General features: G+C 43.6%; 19 protein-coding genes. 8 read left to right on the forward strand and 11 right to left on the reverse strand.

Annotated features, from left to right (window positions below; all coding sequences use genetic code 11):
* Window positions 1-484 precede the first annotated feature (484 nt).
* Both AC23P2_RS10955 and AC23P2_RS10960 read left to right on the forward strand, forming a co-directional pair.
* On the forward strand, window positions 485-1,984 hold the full coding sequence (locus AC23P2_RS10955; protein ID WP_487773227.1) for a tetratricopeptide repeat-containing sensor histidine kinase: 1,500 nt from the start codon (window positions 485-487) through the stop codon (window positions 1,982-1,984).
* 2 nt (window positions 1,985-1,986) lie between these two features.
* Window positions 1,987-2,730 carry a LytR/AlgR family response regulator transcription factor gene (locus AC23P2_RS10960; protein ID WP_487773228.1) on the forward strand — a complete coding sequence of 248 codons (744 nt, stop codon included), beginning with the start codon at window positions 1,987-1,989 and terminating at the stop codon, window positions 2,728-2,730.
* A gap of 13 nt (window positions 2,731-2,743) precedes the next feature.
* Here the strand turns inward: AC23P2_RS10960 and AC23P2_RS10965 are convergent, their stop codons facing one another.
* The 5 genes from AC23P2_RS10965 to AC23P2_RS10985 form a co-directional block, all read right to left on the reverse strand.
* On the reverse strand, window positions 2,744-3,856 hold the full coding sequence (locus AC23P2_RS10965) for an acyltransferase family protein (protein WP_487773229.1): 1,113 nt from the start codon (window positions 3,854-3,856) through the stop codon (window positions 2,744-2,746).
* Window positions 3,853-5,016 carry a sialidase family protein gene (locus tag AC23P2_RS10970; RefSeq protein ID WP_487773230.1) on the reverse strand — a complete coding sequence of 388 codons (1,164 nt, stop codon included), beginning with the start codon at window positions 5,014-5,016 and terminating at the stop codon, window positions 3,853-3,855. Before AC23P2_RS10970 ends, AC23P2_RS10965 begins: the two co-directional genes overlap by 4 nt.
* A gap of 399 nt (window positions 5,017-5,415) precedes the next feature.
* The gene (locus tag AC23P2_RS10975) at window positions 5,416-6,957 is read right to left on the reverse strand and encodes an NHL repeat-containing protein (RefSeq protein WP_487773231.1); all 1,542 of its coding nucleotides are present in this window, start codon (window positions 6,955-6,957) and stop codon (window positions 5,416-5,418) included.
* A 110-nt stretch (window positions 6,958-7,067) separates the two neighbouring features.
* Window positions 7,068-7,679 carry a pseudouridine synthase gene (locus tag AC23P2_RS10980; RefSeq protein ID WP_487773232.1) on the reverse strand — a complete coding sequence of 204 codons (612 nt, stop codon included), beginning with the start codon at window positions 7,677-7,679 and terminating at the stop codon, window positions 7,068-7,070.
* A complete protein-coding gene (locus AC23P2_RS10985; RefSeq protein ID WP_487773233.1) occupies window positions 7,679-8,701 on the reverse strand; it encodes an acyl-CoA reductase in 1,023 nt (340 codons plus the stop codon). The genes AC23P2_RS10980 and AC23P2_RS10985 overlap by 1 nt, the downstream gene beginning before the upstream one ends.
* Before the next feature lie 132 nt (window positions 8,702-8,833).
* Between AC23P2_RS10985 and AC23P2_RS10990 the strand changes: the two genes are divergently transcribed.
* Complete coding sequence (locus tag AC23P2_RS10990; RefSeq protein ID WP_487773234.1) at window positions 8,834-9,181, forward strand: 4Fe-4S dicluster domain-containing protein; 348 nt, start codon at window positions 8,834-8,836, stop codon at window positions 9,179-9,181.
* A gap of 81 nt (window positions 9,182-9,262) precedes the next feature.
* Here AC23P2_RS10990 and AC23P2_RS10995 read toward each other — a convergent pair whose 3' ends face one another.
* Entirely contained in the window at window positions 9,263-11,767 is a 2,505-nt protein-coding gene (locus tag AC23P2_RS10995; RefSeq protein ID WP_487773235.1) for a cation-translocating P-type ATPase, read from the reverse strand.
* Window positions 11,768-11,888: 121 nt separating this feature from the next.
* On the opposite strand from AC23P2_RS10995, the gene AC23P2_RS11000 reads away from it, so the two are divergent.
* Together AC23P2_RS11000 and AC23P2_RS11005 are read left to right on the forward strand one after the other, a co-directional pair.
* Window positions 11,889-14,069 (forward strand): penicillin acylase family protein, encoded by a 2,181-nt coding sequence (locus AC23P2_RS11000; protein ID WP_487773236.1) that lies wholly within the window; start codon window positions 11,889-11,891, stop codon window positions 14,067-14,069.
* 112 nt (window positions 14,070-14,181) lie between these two features.
* Window positions 14,182-14,397, forward strand: coding sequence for a DUF3820 family protein (locus AC23P2_RS11005; protein ID WP_487773237.1), 216 nt, complete (start codon window positions 14,182-14,184; stop codon window positions 14,395-14,397).
* Window positions 14,398-14,468: 71 nt separating this feature from the next.
* On the opposite strand, the gene AC23P2_RS11010 is transcribed toward AC23P2_RS11005, so the two are convergent.
* Both AC23P2_RS11010 and AC23P2_RS11015 read right to left on the reverse strand, forming a co-directional pair.
* On the reverse strand, window positions 14,469-15,518 hold the full coding sequence (locus tag AC23P2_RS11010; RefSeq protein WP_487773238.1) for an adenylate/guanylate cyclase domain-containing protein: 1,050 nt from the start codon (window positions 15,516-15,518) through the stop codon (window positions 14,469-14,471).
* Window positions 15,515-15,889, reverse strand: coding sequence for a response regulator (locus AC23P2_RS11015; protein ID WP_028522020.1), 375 nt, complete (start codon window positions 15,887-15,889; stop codon window positions 15,515-15,517). Before AC23P2_RS11015 ends, AC23P2_RS11010 begins: the two co-directional genes overlap by 4 nt.
* Before the next feature lie 115 nt (window positions 15,890-16,004).
* On the opposite strand from AC23P2_RS11015, the gene AC23P2_RS11020 reads away from it, so the two are divergent.
* Complete coding sequence (locus tag AC23P2_RS11020; protein WP_487773239.1) at window positions 16,005-17,159, forward strand: iron-containing alcohol dehydrogenase; 1,155 nt, start codon at window positions 16,005-16,007, stop codon at window positions 17,157-17,159.
* Here AC23P2_RS11020 and AC23P2_RS11025 read toward each other — a convergent pair.
* On the reverse strand, window positions 17,156-17,503 hold the full coding sequence (locus AC23P2_RS11025; protein WP_487773240.1) for a LytTR family transcriptional regulator DNA-binding domain-containing protein: 348 nt from the start codon (window positions 17,501-17,503) through the stop codon (window positions 17,156-17,158). The genes AC23P2_RS11020 and AC23P2_RS11025 overlap by 4 nt on opposite strands.
* Before the next feature lie 424 nt (window positions 17,504-17,927).
* Here AC23P2_RS11025 and AC23P2_RS11030 point away from each other — a divergent pair, with 424 nt between their 5' ends.
* Window positions 17,928-19,694, forward strand: a complete 1,767-nt coding sequence (locus AC23P2_RS11030; RefSeq protein WP_487773241.1) for a histidine kinase dimerization/phosphoacceptor domain -containing protein — start codon at window positions 17,928-17,930, stop codon at window positions 19,692-19,694.
* A gap of 28 nt (window positions 19,695-19,722) precedes the next feature.
* The gene (locus AC23P2_RS11035) at window positions 19,723-20,469 is read left to right on the forward strand and encodes a LytR/AlgR family response regulator transcription factor (RefSeq protein ID WP_487773242.1); all 747 of its coding nucleotides are present in this window, start codon (window positions 19,723-19,725) and stop codon (window positions 20,467-20,469) included.
* Between the two features lie 13 nt (window positions 20,470-20,482).
* On the opposite strand, the gene AC23P2_RS11040 is transcribed toward AC23P2_RS11035, so the two are convergent.
* Window positions 20,483-21,664, reverse strand: coding sequence for an ATP-binding protein (locus AC23P2_RS11040; protein WP_487773243.1), 1,182 nt, complete (start codon window positions 21,662-21,664; stop codon window positions 20,483-20,485).
* 223 nt (window positions 21,665-21,887) lie between these two features.
* On the reverse strand, window positions 21,888-23,108 hold the full coding sequence (gene fucP / locus AC23P2_RS11045; RefSeq protein ID WP_487773244.1) for an L-fucose:H+ symporter permease: 1,221 nt from the start codon (window positions 23,106-23,108) through the stop codon (window positions 21,888-21,890).
* Window positions 23,109-23,199 lie beyond the last annotated feature (91 nt).

A 23,199-nucleotide genomic window follows, 5' to 3' on the forward strand; every position in this document is an offset into this window, starting at 1 on the left:
TTCGGCCCGAAAAGATACCAGTATATTACAGCTTTACAATTACATATCCTCTATTTTTAGGCAGTCAAAAGTAGCGCCTGATAGCTGTCTTTTTTACGCAAGAAAAACAATTGAGTATGCCAAAAATTGCAGGAATACGGAATTTGAAGTGAAAGGTTTATTTCAGCAAGCACATTATCAAAGAGATATAAAATTAAATTTGGAAGAAGCTTTACGGCTTAATTTACGAGCTTATGAAATAGTTGTAAATGCCGATCACGACCCACAAGTTCTTTGGCGAATCTGCTATAATTTAGGAGACTTATACTCAAGTGTCAAAGAATTTGACAAATCCCTCACTTACTTTCATCAATCGGAAGCACGTATCGCACTGGGAACAGGATTGAGCAAAGCCAGTACCAATGCTTATACAGTTGCCATCTGGGAGGGCATGGCCATGTTAAATACCTATAAAAAACAGTATCAAACGGCCAATACCTATTTTGTGAAAATTTTAGAATACCTGCCTAAAATACCTTTCATAAGCTCCCATGCAGGTATTTACGATAATTTGGCCGTATTTTATCAGTTGCAAGGTAAATACCTGCAAGCTATTGAGTATGGTAAAAAAGCTGAAACACTTTGGTTAGACCTTAAAAAACGAGAAAATCTAACCGCCACCCAAGCGAATCTAGCCAGTTGTTTTTTGGAAATTAACGATTTGCCTCAGGCACAAACTTATGCTTCTTTAGCTTTAAAACCTCCTGCTGCCAAAAACGCCCTCAAGAAAGCCCACTACGTACTTTATCAAATTTCACAAAAACAGGCTAATTGGCAAGAAAGCTTAAAGCATTTTGAACAATATATACTATGGCGTGATTCGCTCGATGCCAAGTTCAATGCTGAAGAGCTGTATAAAGTCCAAAGTAGGTTTGATTTAGAAAAAGCTGAATTGAAAAATAAACAGTTAGAAGAACAGAGAGAACAAGAGTTATTAAAAATTCATCACCAAAATGAACTGGAAAAATTAAAGGCTTCTGCTGAACGGCAACGTTTTTTGGATCAGGCAGTCAGCGAAAAATTAGAACGGCAAATAGAAACACAAGCACTAAGAGAACAAGCTATTAAACAAAAAGCACTTGCATTTGAGGATAGATCAAAGCAAGAAAAACTTATTAATAACCTCCAGATTAAAGAATTTCAACAGAATAAACTTATTGAAAGCCGTACAAGAAATACGCTTGAAGTTGGACTAGCTTTGAGTGCGCTATTGGGGTTGGTTTTATTTTGGTATAACCATAAACTAAGAACGAAAAACAAAGACTTAGAAGCCAAAAATGAAATTATCAGAGAGGTAACTCACAAAATCCAAGCTACCGAAATCTCGGCCTTACGGGCACAGATGAATCCGCACTTTATTTTCAACTGCCTAAATTCCATCCAATTATATACAGCTCAAAGCAATACAGAGAAAGCTACCGATTACCTCAATAAATTCTCTCGATTGATTCGCCTTGTTCTGGAAAACTCCCGTTCAGAGAAAGTTTCGCTCGAAAACGAGTTAGAAACCCTTCGACTCTACATGGAAATGGAAGCCATGCGTTTTCGAGGAAAAGTAAACGCCTTCATCAATATTGCTCAAAACGTTGACAAGGATTCTATTCAAATTCCACCGTTGCTTTTACAACCTTTTGTGGAAAATGCTATTTGGCACGGACTTATGCACAAAGAAGAAGGCGGAAGCATCCGTATTGAGGTAACCCAACCTCATGCGCATCTGTTAAGATTTGACATCACCGACGATGGAGTTGGGAGAGAAAAGGCGGCAGAATTTAAGAGTAAATCGGCTACTCAAAACAAATCATTCGGCATGAAAGTGACCGCCGAGCGTATCGAACTCATTAATCAACTTTATAACACGGCCACCCAAGTCCAAATCATTGACCTGAAAAATAAACAGGGAGAGGCCACGGGTACAAAGGTGGTAGTAGAAATTCCAATTTAATTATGAGAGCAATTATCATTGATGACGAACCCGATGCTGTAGAGCTGTTGACTATCCGGCTCGGTCAAAAATGTCCACAGATTGAAGTCGTCGCTAGTTGCACAAGCAGCATCAAAGGGGTGGCGGCTATCATAGAACACCGCCCTGAACTCGTTTTTCTAGACATTGAAATGCCACAGATGAACGGTTTTCAAGTATTGGAAGCCGTAGAAGGCATACCTTTTGCATTGATTTTTGTCACGGCTTATGACAAATTTGCCCTCAAGGCATTCAAGTACAGCGCCATTGACTATTTACTCAAACCCATTGATTCTCAAGAGTTAGCAAATGCTGTAAAAAGAACTGAACGATTCCAGCCTACTTCTTTTGAGCAGATTGACCACTTAAAAAAACAATTTGCCAATGCACAACGCCCCCTGACAGATAAAATCGCGCTACCTTATCAAAACGGAGTGACGTTTGTAAGTATAAAAGATGTAATCTACTGCGAATCTGACGATAGTTACACAAAGTTTTTCTTGACTAATGGGCAAAACTGCTTGGTAACAAAAACCCTTAAAGAAATTCAAGAACTACTAGAAGAGCGAGGTTTTTTGCGCATCCATCGCCAATACCTCATCAATCTCGACCACATCAAAAAATTCTACAAGGGCGAAGGTTCTTACATAATAATGACTAACAATCAATCCATTCCTGTATCTCGGTTACATAAAGAACGCCTCTCAGAGCATTTTAAGTGGCTTTAGTAAAATCCCCCCACTACACTTTCACAAAAATCTTGTGACGATACATGACGTACAGCATCAACCACACCAACAGCAAACCGCCCAAGGCATTGAAAACCTCGTGCCACGGCTCGGGGGTGTGACCGTACAGCCCCGCAAACAGCAACCGCGAGGTTTCGCCAAAGCTAATAAAACGGCAGGCCAAGTAAATCACCAACGAATTCATCCCAATTACTTTGAAGAAAAACGTCCAGCGCGTGTATCCTTTGACGTCGATAATCCAGTAGAAAAGAACCACCATCAAAAAGGCCATTCCGACCGTTAATAGAATAAATGAACTCGACCACAAGTGTTTGTTGATGGGAAAAAAGGGCGACCACGCCAACCCCGCCACTACCCCAATGACACCCATCAGACTCAGTTGTTTCAGTTTTTGAGGAATTGAAATAGCACTATTTTGCAGAATATCCCCCGCCAAACAACCAAAAATCGTTAGGCAAGTCGCTGATAGCTGCGTAGTCATGGCAAGTTCGTCGTAGGTCTTTTGTTTGAGACGCCCAGGCATAAAAGTACGGTCGAGCCAACCCACCAAATTCCCTTCAAATGTCAAATCTCCTGCCTGAAAACCAGGGGCAGGAATAAGCATGAGGGCCGAAAAATAAAGCACTAAAATTCCCAACGCAATGTAGAGCATTTGTGTCCACGTAAAACGCATATACAACAAAGCCACTAAAAACGTAGCAATGCCAATCCGCCCCAAAACCGTTCCGTAACGAATATGAGCAGGGTCGAAAATGTCAACGGGGGCGTTTTTATCGAGTATCCCCAACACAAACAAAATCAACATTCTCTTGAAGACTTTTTTGGTCAGCTCGGCCTGCGATATACCTTTGGCCAAACCACTTTTGAGGCTAAACGCCAACGATACTCCCGCCATAAAGAGAAATAAAGGAAAAATAAAGTCATAAAACGTAAAGCCGTTCCAGTCGGGATGGTGAAATTGCGCGGCAATGGCGTCGATAAACGCAACACCTGTTTTGCCCCCTAACAAATACAAAAAGGCACCACCGCCCGAAATCATGAGCATATCAAACCCACGAAGGGCATCGAGCGAAGCCAAACGGCTCGGTTGAGTAACGGTGTTCATTTTTTTCTAAATTTTTTAATGCGGTGAAAGGTTAGGTAATTGGCGTCATGGTTGTTATGCGCCCCGCCTACACCATCATCATAGGCAGTACGAGACAAAAACACGATGTTTTTGCCCTCAAAAAGCCAATCGACGTACTGAAAACCGTGTTTCAGTACATCTTGATGTTGAAGAACTACCTCACGCAATTCCCAATTCACCAAGTCTTTTGAACTAAAAAGTGCTTGGGTATTACGGATACTCGCAGGGTTTCGTTTGGGATTGGCGTCTTTTATCTCTTGTGGGATATAATTGGTGAGTGTCCAATACAATTTTGATTTTGGATCAAAACGAATCGTGAATTTTTTGCTTCCACCTGGGAAGTTGATAAAGTCTTTGGCAGGGTCAAACGTCGCATTTTTGCCGTCGGCACTGATGTGGACAAAAGCAGCCTTTTCGTCCAAAGTGCTCTTATCGTCAACACGTAAAATATCCAGCAACTCGCCTTGCGGCGTCACCACGGCATTGCCTTCTATCCATCCCCCAAAACTTCCGCCCAAAAGTGTGGAATCGTATCGTAGCACGTTGCTGTGGCTCCAGTTGGAAGCCTTCATTGGGTCGGCATCCAGCGGCATCGACATCATAAACGCGCCGTAGCGTTTCCCCCATTTTTTAATCGGCCCCATGGCGTCTTCCATCGCACGCCACAAGCGCCCGTTGTGTTCAATCAGCGGTACAGGAGCGCAGTGATACTCTCCAGCCAGCAGTAGCCCGTTATCGCCGTCGGTCGGGGTAGTCCAAGTTTTGCCATTGTCAAGCGATTTCCGAATGATGGTATTTCCGTGGTGTTTGCTTGTTCCTAGAAAGTAGAGGTTTCCTTGATGCACAAAAAGTTTTGACCAAAACTGACCGTTAATGGTTGAAATTTGAGTCCAAGTTTTGCCTTTGTCGGTAGAGCGATAAATGCACGAAACGGGGCTTTCAAATTCTTTGGATTGAGGGCCAAATAAGTCATGCGAGGCGAGATAATCGCCGTTAGCAAGTCGGCAAATACTCGGCGAGCCAATGTACAAACCCGAAGACGCAGGGCTGTACGCAACTTTACTTCCTGGAACTTGGGCAATGCTCCATTGAAACAAACAAACCAGTAAAAACCAGCTTGCAACAAGCGTTTTTCTCATGTCAGACGTAGATTAGAAGGGTGCGTGCTCATAAAAGCAACATTACCTCTACAAATACCTCTGAAATAGCGGTTTTGGCTAGTGGGGTAGCGGAAATAAATTATCTTATTTGCCTATTTTTTTGAGTAGTAATATAAAAATTTAGACTGACACTACCTCAGATAAATAACAAGTTCAGGTTGAACGCATTAAAGAAAGTAGCCTCAGCGAGGCTAAATCTTAGTAGAAAAAAAAGGACAAAGGCCATCCCAAAGCCCCATCGGGGTGACATCTTTCATCGAACATCGGCCGCCCTATAGGGATTTGGAAGGGGATTTGATTCATTTTTCTACTGAGAGGTAGCTCCTCTGGAGCAATCAATAGACCCTCTATATTTTAATGTGTTCAACCTGTAACAAGTTAAGGCTGGACTAAACGTATAAAAAACATATCGGTCAGTGAGTTGGCATTTTTGAGCCTAGTATTGCCTATTATAGATTCACCAACATATTGTCCTGTAAGATATATATTTTTATTTTGACCAATAACCATATTGCTAATTACATCACTATTTTTTCCCCCTCCACTTATAACCCATTCAGCAGGATAATTACTAGCATATTTAGCGACAAAAAAGTCGAAACCTCCCGCAGAAGAGATTATTTTAGGTACAAATGATTTTATGATTGCATTTCCTATAAACCCACCAGCCAAATACACCGCTCCATCATCATCAGCAGTGAGCGAAACACCACCTAGAAAATCTCCTTGTGTTTCAAAAGCCGCAACGACATTTGTTTCTGAGAATCGAGCCAAAAAAACCTGATATGTGTTAAGACTACCAATTAATTTATAGTCCCCCAAAGCCGCAACAGCTTGAAAGCGCCCTGCTACATAAATATCGTCTCGATTAGTAGCAATAACTCTAACACCTTCAACATTTCCTCGCAAGTTATTCACATTACCATGTGCCTGAAAAACAGACACAAAATCGCCGTTAGAAGAATAGCGAGCTAAGTACATATTTTGATTTCCAAGTGTTTCTAAAATTTTATTCCCAATGCTGAATTTTCCTACGAAAGTTCCAGTAATATAGATTTGATTCTGTGAACTGATAGCAACACCTCTACAAGAGTCAAAATTATTTCCTTCACTACCGCCCTGACGAACCCAACGAAATGCTCCTTCTGAAGTATATGAAGCTAAAAAAAAATCATTACTTCCGACTGAAGTCAAAGTAGCATTTTCAAAAGTAGCAGAATCAAAAAAAGTACCAACAACATATAAATTATCGTTCCTGTCCAACCCAAGGTCATAAATCAACAATGAACTGGTGCTATTTATTCTTCTTACCCACAAGGGCAAACCTTCGGATGAAAACTTAGCCACAAAACCTTCTGCTTTACCAGTTGAAGCGGAAAGCGTTTCTATTCCAAAATTTACGCTATCCCTGAAAACGCCCGCTATGAGTAATTCACCTGTAGAACTTAAACATAAACGGCTCACATTTGCACCAATCCCTGTATTTGAAGCAACCTGTTTTACCCACAAAATTTTACCTGTCTTACTATATTTTGCCAAGAAAAGAGCAGAAGTATCTGGTGCTACAATTGATAAAGAATCAAAAATAGCAGTCAGATTAAAAATCCCTACGACATAGACATTATTGTTTTTATCAACAACAATATCTTCACCAATATCCGAAAGAAGCCCTCCTCCCCTCCAAGCAGTCATTACTGGATTTTTTTCATCAACACCTAATGCCATCCATTTTATCCCATTATATACCCGTAAAACATTAAACGTCGTGTCAAAAATAGCATCCCCTCTCGTTGGTGATGTAAATTGATTGATTTCTTCGTATGATTTTTTGGGAAAGCTTATAGTATTTGGGGTTATAACTTGAGCGTTAAGGTTTAACGCTATAGAAATAAACAAAAGAATAGTAAAAAACAATTTCATAATAATATACTTTATTAGTTCTGCTTATGAAGATAGCATAACATCAGTACATTTCATAATAAAACAAGCATTTTTCTCATGTCAAACGTAGATTAGAAGGGTGTGTGCTCTTATTTCCAATTGTCAATCTTGAGTTGGCGAAAAAACGTTTCCTCCTCAATCTCTCGAACTTGCCCAGGTTGTAAATCTTCCAACGACAGATTTTCGATGGAGAGCCGAATCAGACGCTGGCAACGGTGATTGATGGCCGATACCATTTTTCGTATTTGGCGAAACTTCCCTTCGGTCATCGTGATGAGGAGCCAAGTATGCGGAATTCGCTCGTCAAACTCATAACCACTTTGAAATAAATTGGTCGGTTTCTCAACGATTTCCACTTCGCAGGGGGCTGTCACATACAGTTCGTCAGTACCACGAATGCGAATCGCAACCCCATCACGGAGACGTTGAAGGTTTTCAGGACTCACCACTTTATAGACCTGCACCAAATAGCTACGCTTGTGGGAAGTTTCACCTTGGAAGAGCAATCTGGTTACTTTTTTGTTGGTCGTAAGTATCAACAACCCTTCCGAAATGCCATCGAGCCGCCCAATCGGGTGTGTTCCTTCTGGAAAATCAAACGCCAATTCATCTAGCTTTCGGGCATCAACAGGCCCTATAAACTGCGAAAGCATATTATAGGGCTTGTTGAGTACAAAATAACGGTGCGCCGCCTCCGTCATTACAGACTTGTTAAAAATGCCATGGTATCCACGCCATCGGCATAGTCAAAAAGCGTGGGGGCTTGGGCTTGTCCCAGCGGTAGGCTGTTGGGAAACCAGCCATTTTGCGAGACGATACACTGAATTTTGTCGGATTGAGCAGCCAGTTTTCCCGCAAGTTCCTCCGCCGAGGTATATGTTTCGTAAAACAATACCGAAATCGGCGAAACCAACGATGCGGATTTGCGCATCATCAAAAACCCATTGTCAAAATGTGGCTCACGATTGACCAAATACACCGATCTATTGTATTCATAATTATTAAAATACTTGTGGTGATTGATGTACGTACTTGCCTTTGATTCAATGGTTTCATAAAATGTGTCAAACAAATATCCTTCTGGCACATATACCTTAGAAACATTGCGACAGCCAAGCCCAAAATATTGTAGCACATCCCGCCCAAAAGCATCGAGTTCCTGGGTGGTTTCGGTACCATTGAGCACGCCCACCGACGTTCGATTGCGACGGATAATGTGGGGTTTCTTGGCGAAATAATACTCAAAATAACGCGCAGTATTGTCGCTACCCGTCGCAATGTAAGCGTCGGCGGCATTGAGGCGCTCGGCTACCGTAATGCGTTCGGCCAAAGAAGGGTCGATTTCTTTCAGTTGTTGCATCAAAAACAGCATCAAAAGGCGATCGTCCGAACTGAGTTTGGCCAACAAATGATGGCCACTTAACAGGACACACAGCATATCGTGGAAACCCACGGCGGGAATGTTACCTGCCATCACAACGCCAATTTTTTTGGGTGTTCCCACCTCAGATGTAACCAATGCAGGATACCCCTTCAGCCACTGCCGAAGCTTATCCTCTTCCAGGTAGGCCGAAGCAATGGCGCGTAGCGATTCGTTTACAAACTCAGGCGTAAACCAATGGTTTTGTGATTGAGCACGGTACGTTATTTCTTCGATGGCGTTTGTTTTGAGTAGTTTTCCTAAGGAAACAAACGGAGCTATGCGTTTTTCGAGATTATTCATTGAACTATTTATAGGAAAAGTACAAATAAAATAAGAAATATATTTTTTGTACCCCAACCGAAACTTTAAATAAGTAAATTTGTTTTTTAATTGCGAATGCAAATATCCCAAAACTAAACGATACTCTGCAATATGGCTATCATGATTACTGACGAATGCATCAATTGTGGTGCATGTGAGCCAGAATGTCCGAATACTGCAATATACGAAGGAGGTGTAGAATGGACCTTCGCGGGAGGAACTGCCCTTGAAGAAATCGACTACGGCGACGGCACCGTTGTCAGTGCAAAAGTAAAGCAAAAACCTGTTTCAGACGAGTTTTACTATATCGTAACCGATAAGTGTACAGAATGCGTAGGTTTCCACGAAGAACCACAATGCGCGGCTGTATGCCCTGTTGATTGCTGTGTCCCCGACCCTGACAACGAAGAAGAGGACGAAACGCTTCTTGCGAAAAAAGCCTGGATGCACGGCGAGTAGTCGGCACCGACATTACATTTTGACACCAATAAACAGCAAAAGCCGCTCCGTAATGGAAGTGGCTTTTGTGCTTTTAAAGCATTACCACACCCCCTTCCGTTTCCCCCATTTAAACCCTTCAAACCAGCCGACACTGGCCAAGCTTACCAAGCTAACAAAACCTAACTGACTCAATGACAACGGAGTAAGCTTGAAGAATGTTGCTAAAACTGGAACATACACCAGCCCCGCCAAAAGCACGATAGTTGCCCCAATCACCCCCAGCAATAAGTTGTTTTTATACTTAAAACTCTCAATCACTGAGTCATAAAAAGACCGATTGGCGAGTGTCAAAAAGATGTTTGCAATCACTAGCGTGGCAAACACCATCGTCCGAGTTTGATCTTCAGCATACCCCTGTCGAACGGAATATTGGTAGAGAAACAAAGTTCCAGCGGTAATCATCAGCCCTTGTACAATGCTAATCGACAACTCACGAAGGTTCAGAAAAGTAGTCGTCATCGGGCGGGGAGGTTGCTGCATACTGCGTTTTTCGAGCGGTTCGTTCTCATAGACAATCGAGCAAGTCGGCCCCATAATAAGTTCTAAGAAAATAACGTGAACAGGGGTAAAAATAGCGGGATACACCCAACCTAGCACCAAAGGCAGCGCCACAGTCAGAATAATGGGAATGTGAATGGAGATAATGTACTGAATGGCTTTTTTGAGGTTATTATAAATTTTTCGCCCTGCCGCTACGGCATCGACCATTTTACCAAAATCATCGTCCACCAAAATCAGCGAAGAGGCCTGTTTGGCAATTTCCGAACCTCGTTTTCCCATCGCAATCCCGATGTGCGCGGCTTTGAGCGCAGGGCCATCGTTTACGCCGTCGCCCGTCATTCCCACAATCTGCTGTTGGGCTTTCAACGTATTGATAATCTTCAACTTTGCTTCAGGAAACATTCGAGTAAAAAGCGTTGTCTCCGCGATTCGTTTCTCCACTTCTTCGGGAGAAAGGCGCAACAGCTCCTCACCCGTCAACGGCGGGGTGGTATTTTTGAAATGCGCCTGTTTGGCGATGGCTTCCGTCGTCAGCGAATTGTCGCCTGTAATAATTTTTAGCTGGATGCCTGCGTCGTAGAACTGCTTAAATACCTTCGCAATATTGGGTTTTGGTGGATCGTAAAAACCAACAAGCCCCAAAAATTCAAACGAGAACTCTTGTTGGTTTTCGGGAAACGTTTTTCCTTCAAAAGAAGACACGCCTACCCCGAGCATCCGCAACCCATCGGCGGCAAAAGCTGCGACTTGGCGGTGTACTTTTTCTTTCGCTTCATCGCTCAACGTAGAATGACGCAGAAGCGCTTCGGGCGCTCCCTTGCAAGCAATAATGCGTTTACCAAACTGATTTTCAAAGACATGGGTCATCATTGGCGGCTTCCCCGAAAGTGGATACTCGTGTACCAACCGAAACTCCGAGCGCTCGTCTTTTTCCGTCGATTGGCGATAAGCTTGGTGCAGGGCTTTTTCCATGGGGTCAAAAGGCGCAGGTTCGCTAGCCCACATGGCTACTTCAATCAGTCGGCGAGCAGGTGTATTTTGCCATTGATTTTCACCCAAAACGGCATCACTTTCATTGACATACAAACGATGCAATGCCATTTTATTTTCGGTAATTGTTCCCGTTTTATCGGTACAAATCACCGTGGCCGAGCCCAATGCTTCCACGGTTTGGGTCTGTTTGACGATAATACCTTGCTGCATGAGCCGCCAAGCTCCAAGCGCCATAAAGGTGGCAAAAGCCACGGGAATTTCCTCGGGCAAGACCGACATGGCAATCGTCAAGCCTTTGAGCAAACTGCCTAAAATATCGCCCGATTGGAAATAATTAATACCCCAAATCAATACAAAAATAACCGCTCCAACTGCCGCCATTCTTTTTACAAATTGGTCAATTTGGCGCTGTAATGGCGTTTTTTCGGTCTCAATCGTCGCCAAAGAAGTACCTATTTTTCCCAAACGCGTATGCTGTCCCACGGCTGTTGTTTCAAACACTCCTTGCCCCGACTGCACCAATGCTCCCTGAAACACCTGATTATTCTCAGCATTTTGAAGTTCTTTATGGACCGCAAAAGCTTCACCCGTCAGGATGGACTCATTGACCGAAAAATCGTGGATTTGGAGCAACGTACCATCCGCAGGAATGAGTTCACCTTCCGATACCACTACCACATCGCCTACCACAACCTCACTCGAAGGAAGCTCTACAACCTCGTTGTTTCGGATAACCGTTGTGGACGCTTGGGTGTAAGATTTGAGGGCTTCAAGGGCTTTTTTACTACGTGAATCTTGATAAAACGAGATGGCTGACACGACCAAAATCGCCCCCAGCATAAAAAAACCTTCGGAGAGTTCATTGAGCGAAAAATAGATGACGGTACACGCTACCAGCAAAATAAACATCGGCTCGGTAACGGTTTCTTTGAGGGCTTCCCACCAAGCACTATTGGAAGTATCTTGAAGGGAATTCGTACCATTTTCCCGCCGCGATTGCTCAACTTGGGCATCGGTAAGACCTTGGAATGGATAAGGATGTGAAGGCATGAGCAAAACGATTTGTGATTTATTTTTGTGCTTGAAAGAGGAATTGATAAGTTTGCTAAAACTACAAAATATGCGGGATTCCGCACCTGATTTCATCCACAAACTCCTTTTAATAACCCTTATGAAATACTTACTTTTACTTTTCTGCTTACCTCTTACGCTCTTAGCGCAACGTTTTACAAAAGCCGAGATAACCCGTTATGAGCAGCAAGCCAAGCGCGTAACCATCGTTCGCGACAATTGGGGGATTCCGCACATTTACGGAAAAACCGACGCCGATGCGGTGTTTGGACTGCTCTACGCCCAGTGCGAAGACGATTTTAAGCGGGTAGAAATGAACTACATCGAAAAACTAGGCAGAACGGCAGAACTCAAAGGCGAATCGGCACTGTACAACGACCTCCAAATCAAACTCTTGATAGATACAGCGGAAGCCATTTCGGATTACAAAAAAGCCGAACCGTGGCTCAAAAAATTGCTTCAAGCTTACGCCGACGGCATTAATTATTATTTGTACAAACACCCTCAAACCAAGCCCGCCCTTCTTCAACGTTTTGAGCCTTGGTACCAGCTACTTTGGACTGACGGTAGCATTGGAGCCATCAGTACGGCCGATTTGAGCGTGGCAGAGTTAAAAAACTTTTACTCGGGCGAGGCAACGGCGGCCATCGCTCCCCCCAAAGACCCTGAGCACCAAACGGGTTCAAATGGGTTTGCTTTTGGCCCATCTATCACGGCGTCGGGCAACGCCATTTTGTACATCAACCCCCACGTAACGTTTTATTTTCGTCCTGAGGTACAAGTTGTAAGCGACGAAGGACTTCACGCTTACGGTGCCGTTACTTGGGGACAGTTCTTTGTTTATCAAGGATTTAACAAATATTGCGGTTGGATGCACACTTCTTGTAACGTGGACGTAGCTGATATTTATGCCGAAAAGGTAACCAAGAAAGGAGACGCGTTTTTTTACGAATACAATCAGCAACTCAAGCCCGTTACGGAAAAGAAAATCACTATTAAGTATTTAGACAATAATGAATTAAAATCAAAAACATTCACCACCTATTTTACCCACCACGGCCCCGTTATGGCCAAACGCGAAGGAAAATGGGTGAGTTTGCGCTCGTTTAACCGTTCCATGACCAGTCTGGTACAAAGTTGGCAACGCACCAAAGCCAAAGGGTTTGAAGAATACAAAAAAACGATGGACTTGAAAGGAAACACCTCCAACAACACCGTTTTTGCCGATAACAAAGGTAACATCGCCTACTGGCACGGCAACTACGTACCTATCCGCGACAAGTCATTGAACTGGGCAAAACTTATGGACGGCACCACACCCGCGACCGAATGGAAAGGATTGCACCCCGTGGGCGAAACCGTACACATTTACAACCCCAACAACGGCTGGATTCAAAACTGTAATTCTACGCCTTTTACCGTCTCAGGCCCAGCAAGTCCTAAACGAGAAAACTACCCACCGTACATGGCACCCGACGGAGAGAATTTTCGAGGAGTAAACGCAGTTCGGGTATTGAGTAACCAAAAAGGGTACACACTAGATAAAGTCATTGAGGCTGGTTACGACACCTATTTATCGGCCTTTGAGGTATTGGTTCCTGCGTTGGTAGCGTCGTTTGAGAAAAATGTAAAACCCAGCGATTCGCTCTATACATCGCTGGCCGAAGCGGTGCAATTGTTGAAAAAATGGGACTACCACGTGGCCGAAAATTCGGTAGCCACCACCATCGCTATCGAATGGGCACAAAAATTGACGCCCACAATTACGCGTTTGTACATCGACCAAGGTGAGCGCGACCAAGTGGAAAATACCAAACTTTTTGCCGCTAACGCTACGCTGGCTCAACTTACGACTCCCCTACTTGCTACATTGACCGAGTTGAAAACAAAGTTTGGAAAATGGCAAATGCCTTGGGGAGAAGTCAATCGTTTTCAGCGCCTTACCAACGATATTCAATCCAAACACGACGACGCCCAACCTAGCTATCCTGTCAAATACGCTTCAGCACTGTGGGGAATGTTGCCGTCGTACAACAGCCGCCCCTACGCAGGCACCAACAAACGCTACGGCGTCAGTGGCAACAGTTTTATCTGTGCCGTTGAGTTTGGACCACGCATCAAAGCGAAATCACTTTTGGCAGGGGGCAACAGTGGCGATCCCACGTCTAAGCATTTCAGCGACCAAGCCGAAATGTACACCCAAGGAAAATTCAAAGAAGTTTTATTCTACAAAGAAGACGTCCTCAAACACGCCGAACGCACCTATCACCCTGGACAATAAAAGCGTGAGGAGGGTTTCTCAAAATGTGAGGAAGGTTTCTCAAAACCCGACGCTACATCCGTACAAGGGGTTTCTCAAAACCCCGCTTAATTTTTAATTCAACATTTATTAAATGGAAGGTTTCAACCCCAATTTACTCCAAGAATTAGTAGAAATGAAAATGTCTTTTGGAAAGTACAAGGGCGTCACTCTGTGCGATTTACCTGAGCCTTATTTGGTTTGGTTTCATGCTAAAGGTTTTCCTGCGGGAAAGTTAGGGATGTTGCTTTCTACCTTGTATGAAATCAAGGTCAATGGATTGGAGCATTTATTGAAGCCGTTGAAGTAAGCACCTTCCCGAAAGTTTTGAACTAAGCACCTTCCCGAAAGTTCAAAACTTTCGGGAAGGTTACTGAAGTCCTACGCAATCACTTCATAAATCATCAATGGATTTGCCTTGTTTTTGAGCGTTACTTCGCCAATGGGCTTGCATTGAAATGATTCTTTGATGTTGTCATACGCACTTTGGCCAATCACAATTTGTCCTGGCTTAGCCGCCGACTGGAAACGCTGGGCTACATTTACAGTATCACCAATAACCGTATAATCCAAGCGGCGTAACGACACCGAGCCAATATTACCCGAAATCATCTCGCCCGAATTAATACCAATCGCCACACGCGGCATAAAAGTACTGTGATTCAGCAGGTTTTCTTCAATTGCCTCGATATGGGCACGAACCGCTAAGGCTGCTTCAACGGCATGATCAAGGTGGTATTCCCCTCGAAAAACCGCCATCACAGCGTCGCCCATGAACTTATCAACGTGACCACCTTGCGCAATGATTTCTTTCACCATCACGTCAAAATATTTATTGATAAGCTTTACCACTGTATCTGCGTCCACGTTTTCGGTGATGGCCGTAAACCCGCAAATGTCGATAAACATGACAGTCGCTTCCACAAGTTCGTTGGCCATCAGCGATGACTCAAACTCTTGACGATTCATAAAGTTCAGCACGTTTTCATCGACGTACATTCGCAGGATATTGTTCTCTTTGATGGCCTGCAAAGTATCCCGTAGGTGCTGTACGTGTTGAAGCGTTTTTTCGACGGTGACTTCCAAGTCGTCAAAATTGACAGGTTTACAGACAAAATCAAACGCTCCGCGATTCATAGCCGTACGAATATTATCCATGTCGCTATAGGCCGATACCATCACCACTTTGATGAGCGGGCTCAATTCGTTCACCTTGCTCAACAGCGTCAATCCGTCCATGACAGGCATATTAATATCGCTCAAAACCAAGTCAATATTTGCCACTTTTTGAATCACTTCTATGGCTTCGGCGCCGTTGGGGGCAAAGTGAAACTCGTAGGAACCCTCCCGAATTTTGCGCCTAAATTTCTGTTTAATAAGCAATTCCAAATCGCTTTCGTCGTCCACGACGAGCATTTTGGCTTTTGTCATAACGATTCGAAGAGTTTTTGTTTCAGACTGGAAAAATCTATTGGTTTGTTCAAGAAATCATCGGCTCCAAACTGCTTCGCTTGGTTGTAGTTTTCTTCGTCGTTGTAAGCAGTAATCATCATAATGGTCGGTGGCGACATCGGATGCGTACTACGAATTTTTTTGAGAAGCTCGATACCGCTCATACCAGGCATATTAATGTCCGACAAAATGAGCACAACTTCCGATAAATGGTCTTTGAGAAAGTCGAGGGCTTCTTCTCCCGAATACGCGAAGTTGAAGTTCAGTGCGCCGCTTCGGATTTCGCGCCGAAAGCGTTGTTCAAAAAGGGTTTTTATATCGTGTTCGTCGTCAACAACTAGGATTTTCATAGGGTTGCAGCAGGTTTTGCAGGTGTAATAATACAAAAAATGTTGGAAACTAAAGTAGGAAACCCATAGTTAGAAGAGAAAGACATCAGGCCATGTCGAATAAATTTTCTGTTATATGAACAATTTTCAATACCATAATCCCGTGCGCATCCTGTTCGGAAAAGGACAAATGGCGCAACTCCCCAAACAAATTCCTGCTCAAGCCAAAGTGATGCTCACCTATGGCGGAGGAAGTATCTTTAAAAATGGGGTATATGAGCAAGTAAAAGCGGCACTCAGTAACTACAAAGTAGTAGAATTTGGGGGTATTGAGGCCAATCCGACCTACGAAACCCTCATGAAAGGGGTTGAGATAGCGCGCCAAGAAGGCGTTGATTTTTTGCTCTCCGTAGGTGGAGGTTCGGTACTTGACGGCACCAAATTTATGGCCGCTGCCATTCCTTTTGAAGGCCCCGACGCGTGGCAAATTGTGGCCAACCGTGCCAAATTTACCAAGGCACTCCCCATTGGTGCCGTGCTGACACTGCCCGCAACGGGTTCGGAAATGAACTACTACGCCGTTATCAGTCGCCAAGAAACGCAGGAGAAAAAAGGCATGGGTAACCCACTCGTTTATCCACAGTTTTCAATACTTGACCCCGAAACGACGTTTTCGCTCCCACCCCGCCAAATCGCCAACGGAATTGCTGATGCGTTTACGCACGTCATGGAGCAATACATGACCTACCCCGTTCGTGCTGAAATGCAAGACCGAATGGCAGAAGCGGTATTGCTCACGCTCATCGACGAAGGCCCTAAAATGTTGGCCAACCCTACTGATTATGACGCCGCAGCCAACATCATGTGGGCAGCGACCATGGCCTTGAATGGCTTATTGGCCGCAGGCGTTCCTACCGACTGGGCTACGCACCAAATCGGCCACGAACTCACGGCTTTGCACGGCATCGACCATGCCCGTACGTTGGCGGTAGTATTGCCTCATTTGTTGGAGATTAAGAAAGATAGCAAGCGCGAGAAATTGCTCCAGTACGGACGTAGAGTGTGGCAATTGACAGGCACGGACGACGAAATAGTGGCGGGAGCCATTCAAAAAACGGCAGATTTCTACGAGTCGTTGGGGATTCCTACCAAAGCTAGTTCGTATGCTATTCCAGCTAGTACCGTCACCGAAGTGGTACAACGTTTTGAAGCCCGGGGCATGAATTTTGGCGAGCGTGCCGACATTACGCCTCAGGTGGTGGGCGAAATTTTGGAACTTAGTTTGGCCTAGCTTGCCTTATTGACTTTCGAAAATGCTGTAAGAAAATCCATTTGTCGGCGGCGCGAAACAACCTCCACGTCTCCGTTAGACAAGTGTATTTCTAACGAAAGGTCGATTTGGCAATAATGCGAAACTTGTTTTAGGTTTATCAAACACCCTCGACTGACCCTAAAAAATTGCTCGCTCGCCGCGAGTCGTTGGGCGACAATTTTTAGGGTTCTTGAGAACAGGAACTTTTTCCCGTTGGTTTGGATGATTTCGGTATAGTTACGCACACTTCGTAAGGCAACAATTTCATCGGAAGCAATCCATAATTTATTGGCCTGATTAGGAATTTGTAAACCGTGCATCATATTCGGAGTGGAGGTTTAGTACGATTGGTACAATTTCCAAAATCTTTGGCATACTTAACAGCACGACTTTACGAAGTAGGGATTTTTCTTTATGGATATGGGGGTTTGTTTTGTGAGGGTGGGGGGGTGTTATTTTAACTAAATAAGCACATCTAATTCTCTTAGCTCTTCTATTGGCTTTGCAGATGCTACAGCTAAGATACCCAGCACAAAAGACATTTTGCCAATGCACTTCAATCGGTTACTAATTTTACAAAAACTTCATTTTTCTTTGTGAAACAGCCTATATCTCTTGTGAAATAATTCCACAACACTTATATACGTACATTTTCTGTTTACCGTTCGATAAGTTTTTATCCTTAAAAAATAAATATCGGTTATTTTAGCAAGGCAAATGTCAGGGGGCATGGCGTTTGCTATACCTATGAGTAAGATTATATTAAACATTCAAACAGGCTATTTTACAAAGGCGTTTATCATGTTTGTAATGATGAGTGCCGTTGGGCGTACTGTCCACGCCCAATCCCCCCAATTCCTACCTCTCCAACCCCACAAGGTGCAGTGGGCCAATGCCGTCATTAAAAATGCCCTTAAAACCAAAGACACCATTCAACTCGCCGAAGGATGGTACCTTTACGGTAAAATCTATGAGGCATCAGGCGATTATCTAACCGCTAAACGTTATTTTATGCGCTCCCTCCGAATCCAAGAAAAACGCGGAGATTCGTTTGAGCTCTCTCGCCTATACTATCGCCTTACTGAAATCGAAAAAATGCTTTTTCATTATAAAGATGCCCATCGTTATGCGCAACTAGCACTACAAGTAGCCGAACGTATTAACTCTACCAAGGCACTGTCATTGGCCTACAGTTCCGTACAGTCAATTCATGAAATAGATTGGTCCGAGGGAGGAAAAAACATAACTTATCCTCGTATCAACCACGACAGTGTACTGTATTATTTACGTAAAAAAGAAAAGCTCCTCTTAAAGTATGGCAAGCCCATGGATGTACGCGCCATTATGATTAATTTAGGCACTGAATTACGAAGAAGAAATGACCCAAAAGCCATTGACTACCACCACAAAGCCCTTGACATTTGCATTAAAGAGCAGAAACCTTCCGAAATTATCGTTGCTAAATTACAATTAGCCCAAACGTGCCTTCAGTTCAAACAACTCCATAAAACGAAATTACTCATTCAAGAAATTGAAAAAGATGCCGCAAAATTACCTAATCATCCCCATCTATTAAATAGAACCTTTCAAACCAGTCAAAATGCGCTTTACCAAGACTACTATGCTGCCATCGGAGACTGGCAAAAGGCTTTTGACTATACCCAACGGGTACACGGCGCTGAGTACCAAAAACTCCGCGCCGACCGCGAAGGTGCCATAAGCCGCCTGAGTATCGAATACGAAACCGAGAAAAAAGAAGCCGAACTGAAGGCCAAACAACGCGAACTCCAACTCAGCCAACAAAGCCAGCAAAATCAACAACGATTCGTGGGAATTTTAGCCGTCTTACTGGTAGGTGCATTTGCCGCTAGTATCGCTTTTTACCGAATCTCTGTCAAAAACCAGCGCCTCAGTGAGTCTAATGCTACCCTCGTTCAAGAACAAAATCACCGCGTTAAAAACAACCTTCAGCTCGTTTCGAGTTTGTTGAACCTCCAGCTCAATCGACTCACCGATGATGCTACAAAAAGTATCTTGGAAGAAACCCAGCTGCGAATTGAGGTCATGTCAACACTCCAACGTACACTCTACAGCGGGCAAACCCTCGGAGAGGTACAGATGCACGACTTCCTCAACGAAATCGTCAAAATAGGCTTACAAACTTTCGGCTATCAGCACGTTCAAATTAATACACACATCGCCCATTCGCTGTACCTACCCATCGACCACGCCATGCGCATTGGGCTTATTGTCAACGAACTGCTCACCAACGCTTGTAAATACGCTTTCGCTGATCACGAAACACCCCATTGGACACTTGCCTGCGAACAGTCGAACCGTACTTGGACATTAAAAATCAACGACAACGGCCCTGGTTTTATTCCCCCACAGCCCATCACCCGAAAGTCCTCTTTCGGTATGAGGTTGATTCAACTTCAAGCAGAACAACTCTATGCTACCTTCAATTTTGAAATAAATAATGGCTCACAATTCTTGATGAAATTTAAAGTATAACTAACCCACTACCAGATTACCACTTACCATGAAAAGTTTAAAAATTCTTATTGTTGAAGATGACCTTGTGATGGCAGAATCCATCCAAGAAACCCTCGAAGAAGCTGGTCACGAAATAGTAGGGCAAGCCCGTAACTCCCGCGAAGCGCTCAACGTGGTCAAGCACCAACTGCCCGACCTCGCACTGCTTGATATCACATTGGAGGGGACGGCAGACACGGGCATTATGATTGCCAAACAAATGATTGCCATCAGCCCGATGCCTGTTATTTACTTGACTGCCCACGACGACCCTAGCATCGTTACCCAAGCCCAAGAGACGCGTCCTGCTGCGTATTTACTAAAACCATTTCGCCACAAAGAATTGGCAATTCAGATTGAGCTTGCCTATTACAACTACAAAGCACAGCACACAACGCTTGTTAACCCACATACTTCGCCTTCTCTATTTTTGCCCGTTGACCAAGGAAAAGGATACATTAAAGTCAACAAAAAGGAAGTCATGTATTTATTAGCGGCGGGTTCGTACGTAGAAGTACACACAGTGAGAGAGGCCAAACCGTTGATATTTTCGATGAATTTGGGCTACTTGGCGCAGTTTTTTATGATTCAAGGTTTTCAGCGCTTATCGCGCTCACTGGTGGTCAACTTAGATTATATCGAACGGATTGAGAAAGGCCAACTTTTTATGACCAATCGAGATACGTCAATCTCTTTTCCCGAAAACCAACACCGTGAACTTCTCCAACGCCTCGCTATCGTACGAACGCCCTAAACGTGCGCCTAAACTATTTTTCGACCAATCCTAAATTCTGCAGTTGTTTTATTGCCTCTTCAATGTTGCAATGAATCCAATTGGGGCGTATGCCTAAATTTCCCCCTTGAGGAGTGATTACAAAATTATGAGAAGTACCCAAATCCGTCACCGATTCGGTTGAACCTCGCTTTAAAGCAGGACTAAGTGAAAGTTTAATTTCTATGGATACAATTGGCTGAATACCTTCCACCAATACCAAATCCATTTCAGCACCATTAGAAGTGCGATAAAAATAAGGGAAAACGCCATTTTTAAGCCTTCGAATGATTTGCTCAATCACAAATCCTTCCCAAGAAGCCCCCGCTATAGGATGTTGAAAAAGATGCGATTGCGTACGAAGGCCGTGCAGAAAGTGTAAACTACCGCTATCTATCAAATAAAGTTTAGGGCTCTTAACAATACGTTTAGAAGCTTTTACAAACCATGGTTCAAGTCTCCTGATGATGTACGCTTGTTCGAGAATGGCAATATAACGTTGTACTGTTGTGTGAGCAATACCAAGTGAATTAGCAAGCGTAGAATAATTGAGCAAAGCACCGTGATTGTGAGCCAACATTCTCAAGAAATTGGCAAGCAAAACAGATGAAGCATTGATGCCCATCTGGGATAAATCTTGCTCAATATACGTTTTGACAAAATTTTGTTGCCAAAGGTACCAGAAATCGTCACTTGGCGCTAATAAAGCATCAGGGAATCCTCCCCTAAACCATAACATTGCCACTGAAATCTGAGTAGATTGTGCTTCTTCAATCTGCAAAGGCATAAGTTCGTGATAGGCAATACGACCTGCCAACGATTCTGAACTTTTCTGTAAAAACTGAAGGGATGCCGAACCTAAAAGAATAAATCTACCCGGTTGTCGGTCACGGTCAATAAGTCCTCGTAGCTGAGGGAAAATAGGAAGCAGCCGTTGTACTTCGTCAATAATAATAGTTTTTTCACGGTTAGTATCAATAACCCATGCCGCATTTTGGCTAAGGGTTTGATAGTCATCTAGTAGTTCTAAATCAAAATATAAAAAGGGTCTCTTTAAATCACTTACTAATTGCTTCGCCAAAGTAGTTTTACCCACTTGCCGTGGCCCTAAAATACCTATAGCAGGAAAAAAACTAAGTGATTTTTGAATAACCTGTTGTAAGCTTCTTCCAATCATTATTCATGCAATTTGAATTTCCAAAGTTCAAATTACATGAATAACAGCTTAAATTACAACAAATTTGAACAAATGTGCTAACGTGCTAAGGGTTGCTCACAACCCGCCCGAATTAGATACCTCCTTCGTCGGTATGACAAAACAGGAAATACGAAACCAAAAACAGGAAACAAAAAAGCCCCAGACTACCGAGAATCTGAGGCTTTTTTATGGATGCGTATATCTAGTTCTTAGGCTTCGAGAAAACCAAGCCAAACAACAAAATCACGACGTAACAAATGATCGGTGTCAAGTACGATTGAGCCACATCAATGTCGGCTACTTTCCCCATGATAGGTGGGAAAACCGCACCACCCACAACTCCCATCACGATAAACGACGACGCGCGTTGTTTGTGCTCGCCAAGGTTGCGAAGGCCCAATCCAAAAATCGTTGGGAACATGATACTCATAAAGAAGTTAAGCATCATTAGGGCAATAAACGACGCCCACCCCCAGGTTTGAGAAATAATCAAACACAACACAATGTTGGCTGCTGCAAAAATAGCAAGAAGCGTATTAGGCTTAATAAAACGCATCAAAAACGTACCTACCGCACGACCTGCCAACAACAATACCATGCTAAACGAGAAATAATACCCCGCTTTTTCGTCGGTCATGTCGGGCATGTATTTGACAGCATAGTTGATAAAAAACGCCCAAGTTGCGCCTTGTGCTGCCACGTTGAAAAACTGAGCAATGGCCGCCCAAATAAAGTGACGGTGCTCAAACAAACCTTTTTTAGGACCAGTACTTGCTCCTTCTTCCGTCTCAACGCTCTCTTCGGTCAATGGCGGTACTTTGATAAACGAAAACGCAATGGCGACGCTAAGTACCACAGCACCAATCACAATATACAAATATTTCACAGGCGCCAAATCATGAACGACGTCGCCTGTAGGGACGTTACGCAAAATGATAAATGACCCCAACACAGGCCCCAAAATCGCCCCTACTCCGTTGAAAGTTTGGGAAAGGTTGATGCGTTGTTCAGACGTTTCTTCGTGACCTAATGCCGCCGAAAAAGGGTGAGCTACGGTTTCGAGTGTGGCCAATCCACACGCCAAAATAAAAAGGGCTAACCGAAAGAAATCGAACGACTGAGCCTCAGCAGCAGGATAAAATAAAAACGCCCCGATGGCATATAAGCCAAGGCCAAGAAGTACGCCGTTTTTGTATCCGTACTTTTTCATGAACAACCCCGCAGGTATTCCCATCACGAAATAGGCACCAAAAATCGAGAACTGAACCAAGCCAGAATCAGCGATAGAAACGTTCAAAACCGTCTGAAAACGGCGATTCAATAAGTCTCCCATCGTAATGGCAATCCCCCAAAGAAGGAAAAGACTCGTCACAAAGGCGTACGTCGGGACGTACTTGGCGGTAAGTAAAGGGGCTTTTTTCATCAATAAATTAGTAAATGAAGTTTAGGGTTATTTGTAAGGTTAGAAATCATCTTCCCGAAAGTTTTGAACTTTCGGGAAGATTCAAAACTTT

The sequence above is a fragment of the Runella sp. R0.1_18 genome (assembly GCF_057652155.1).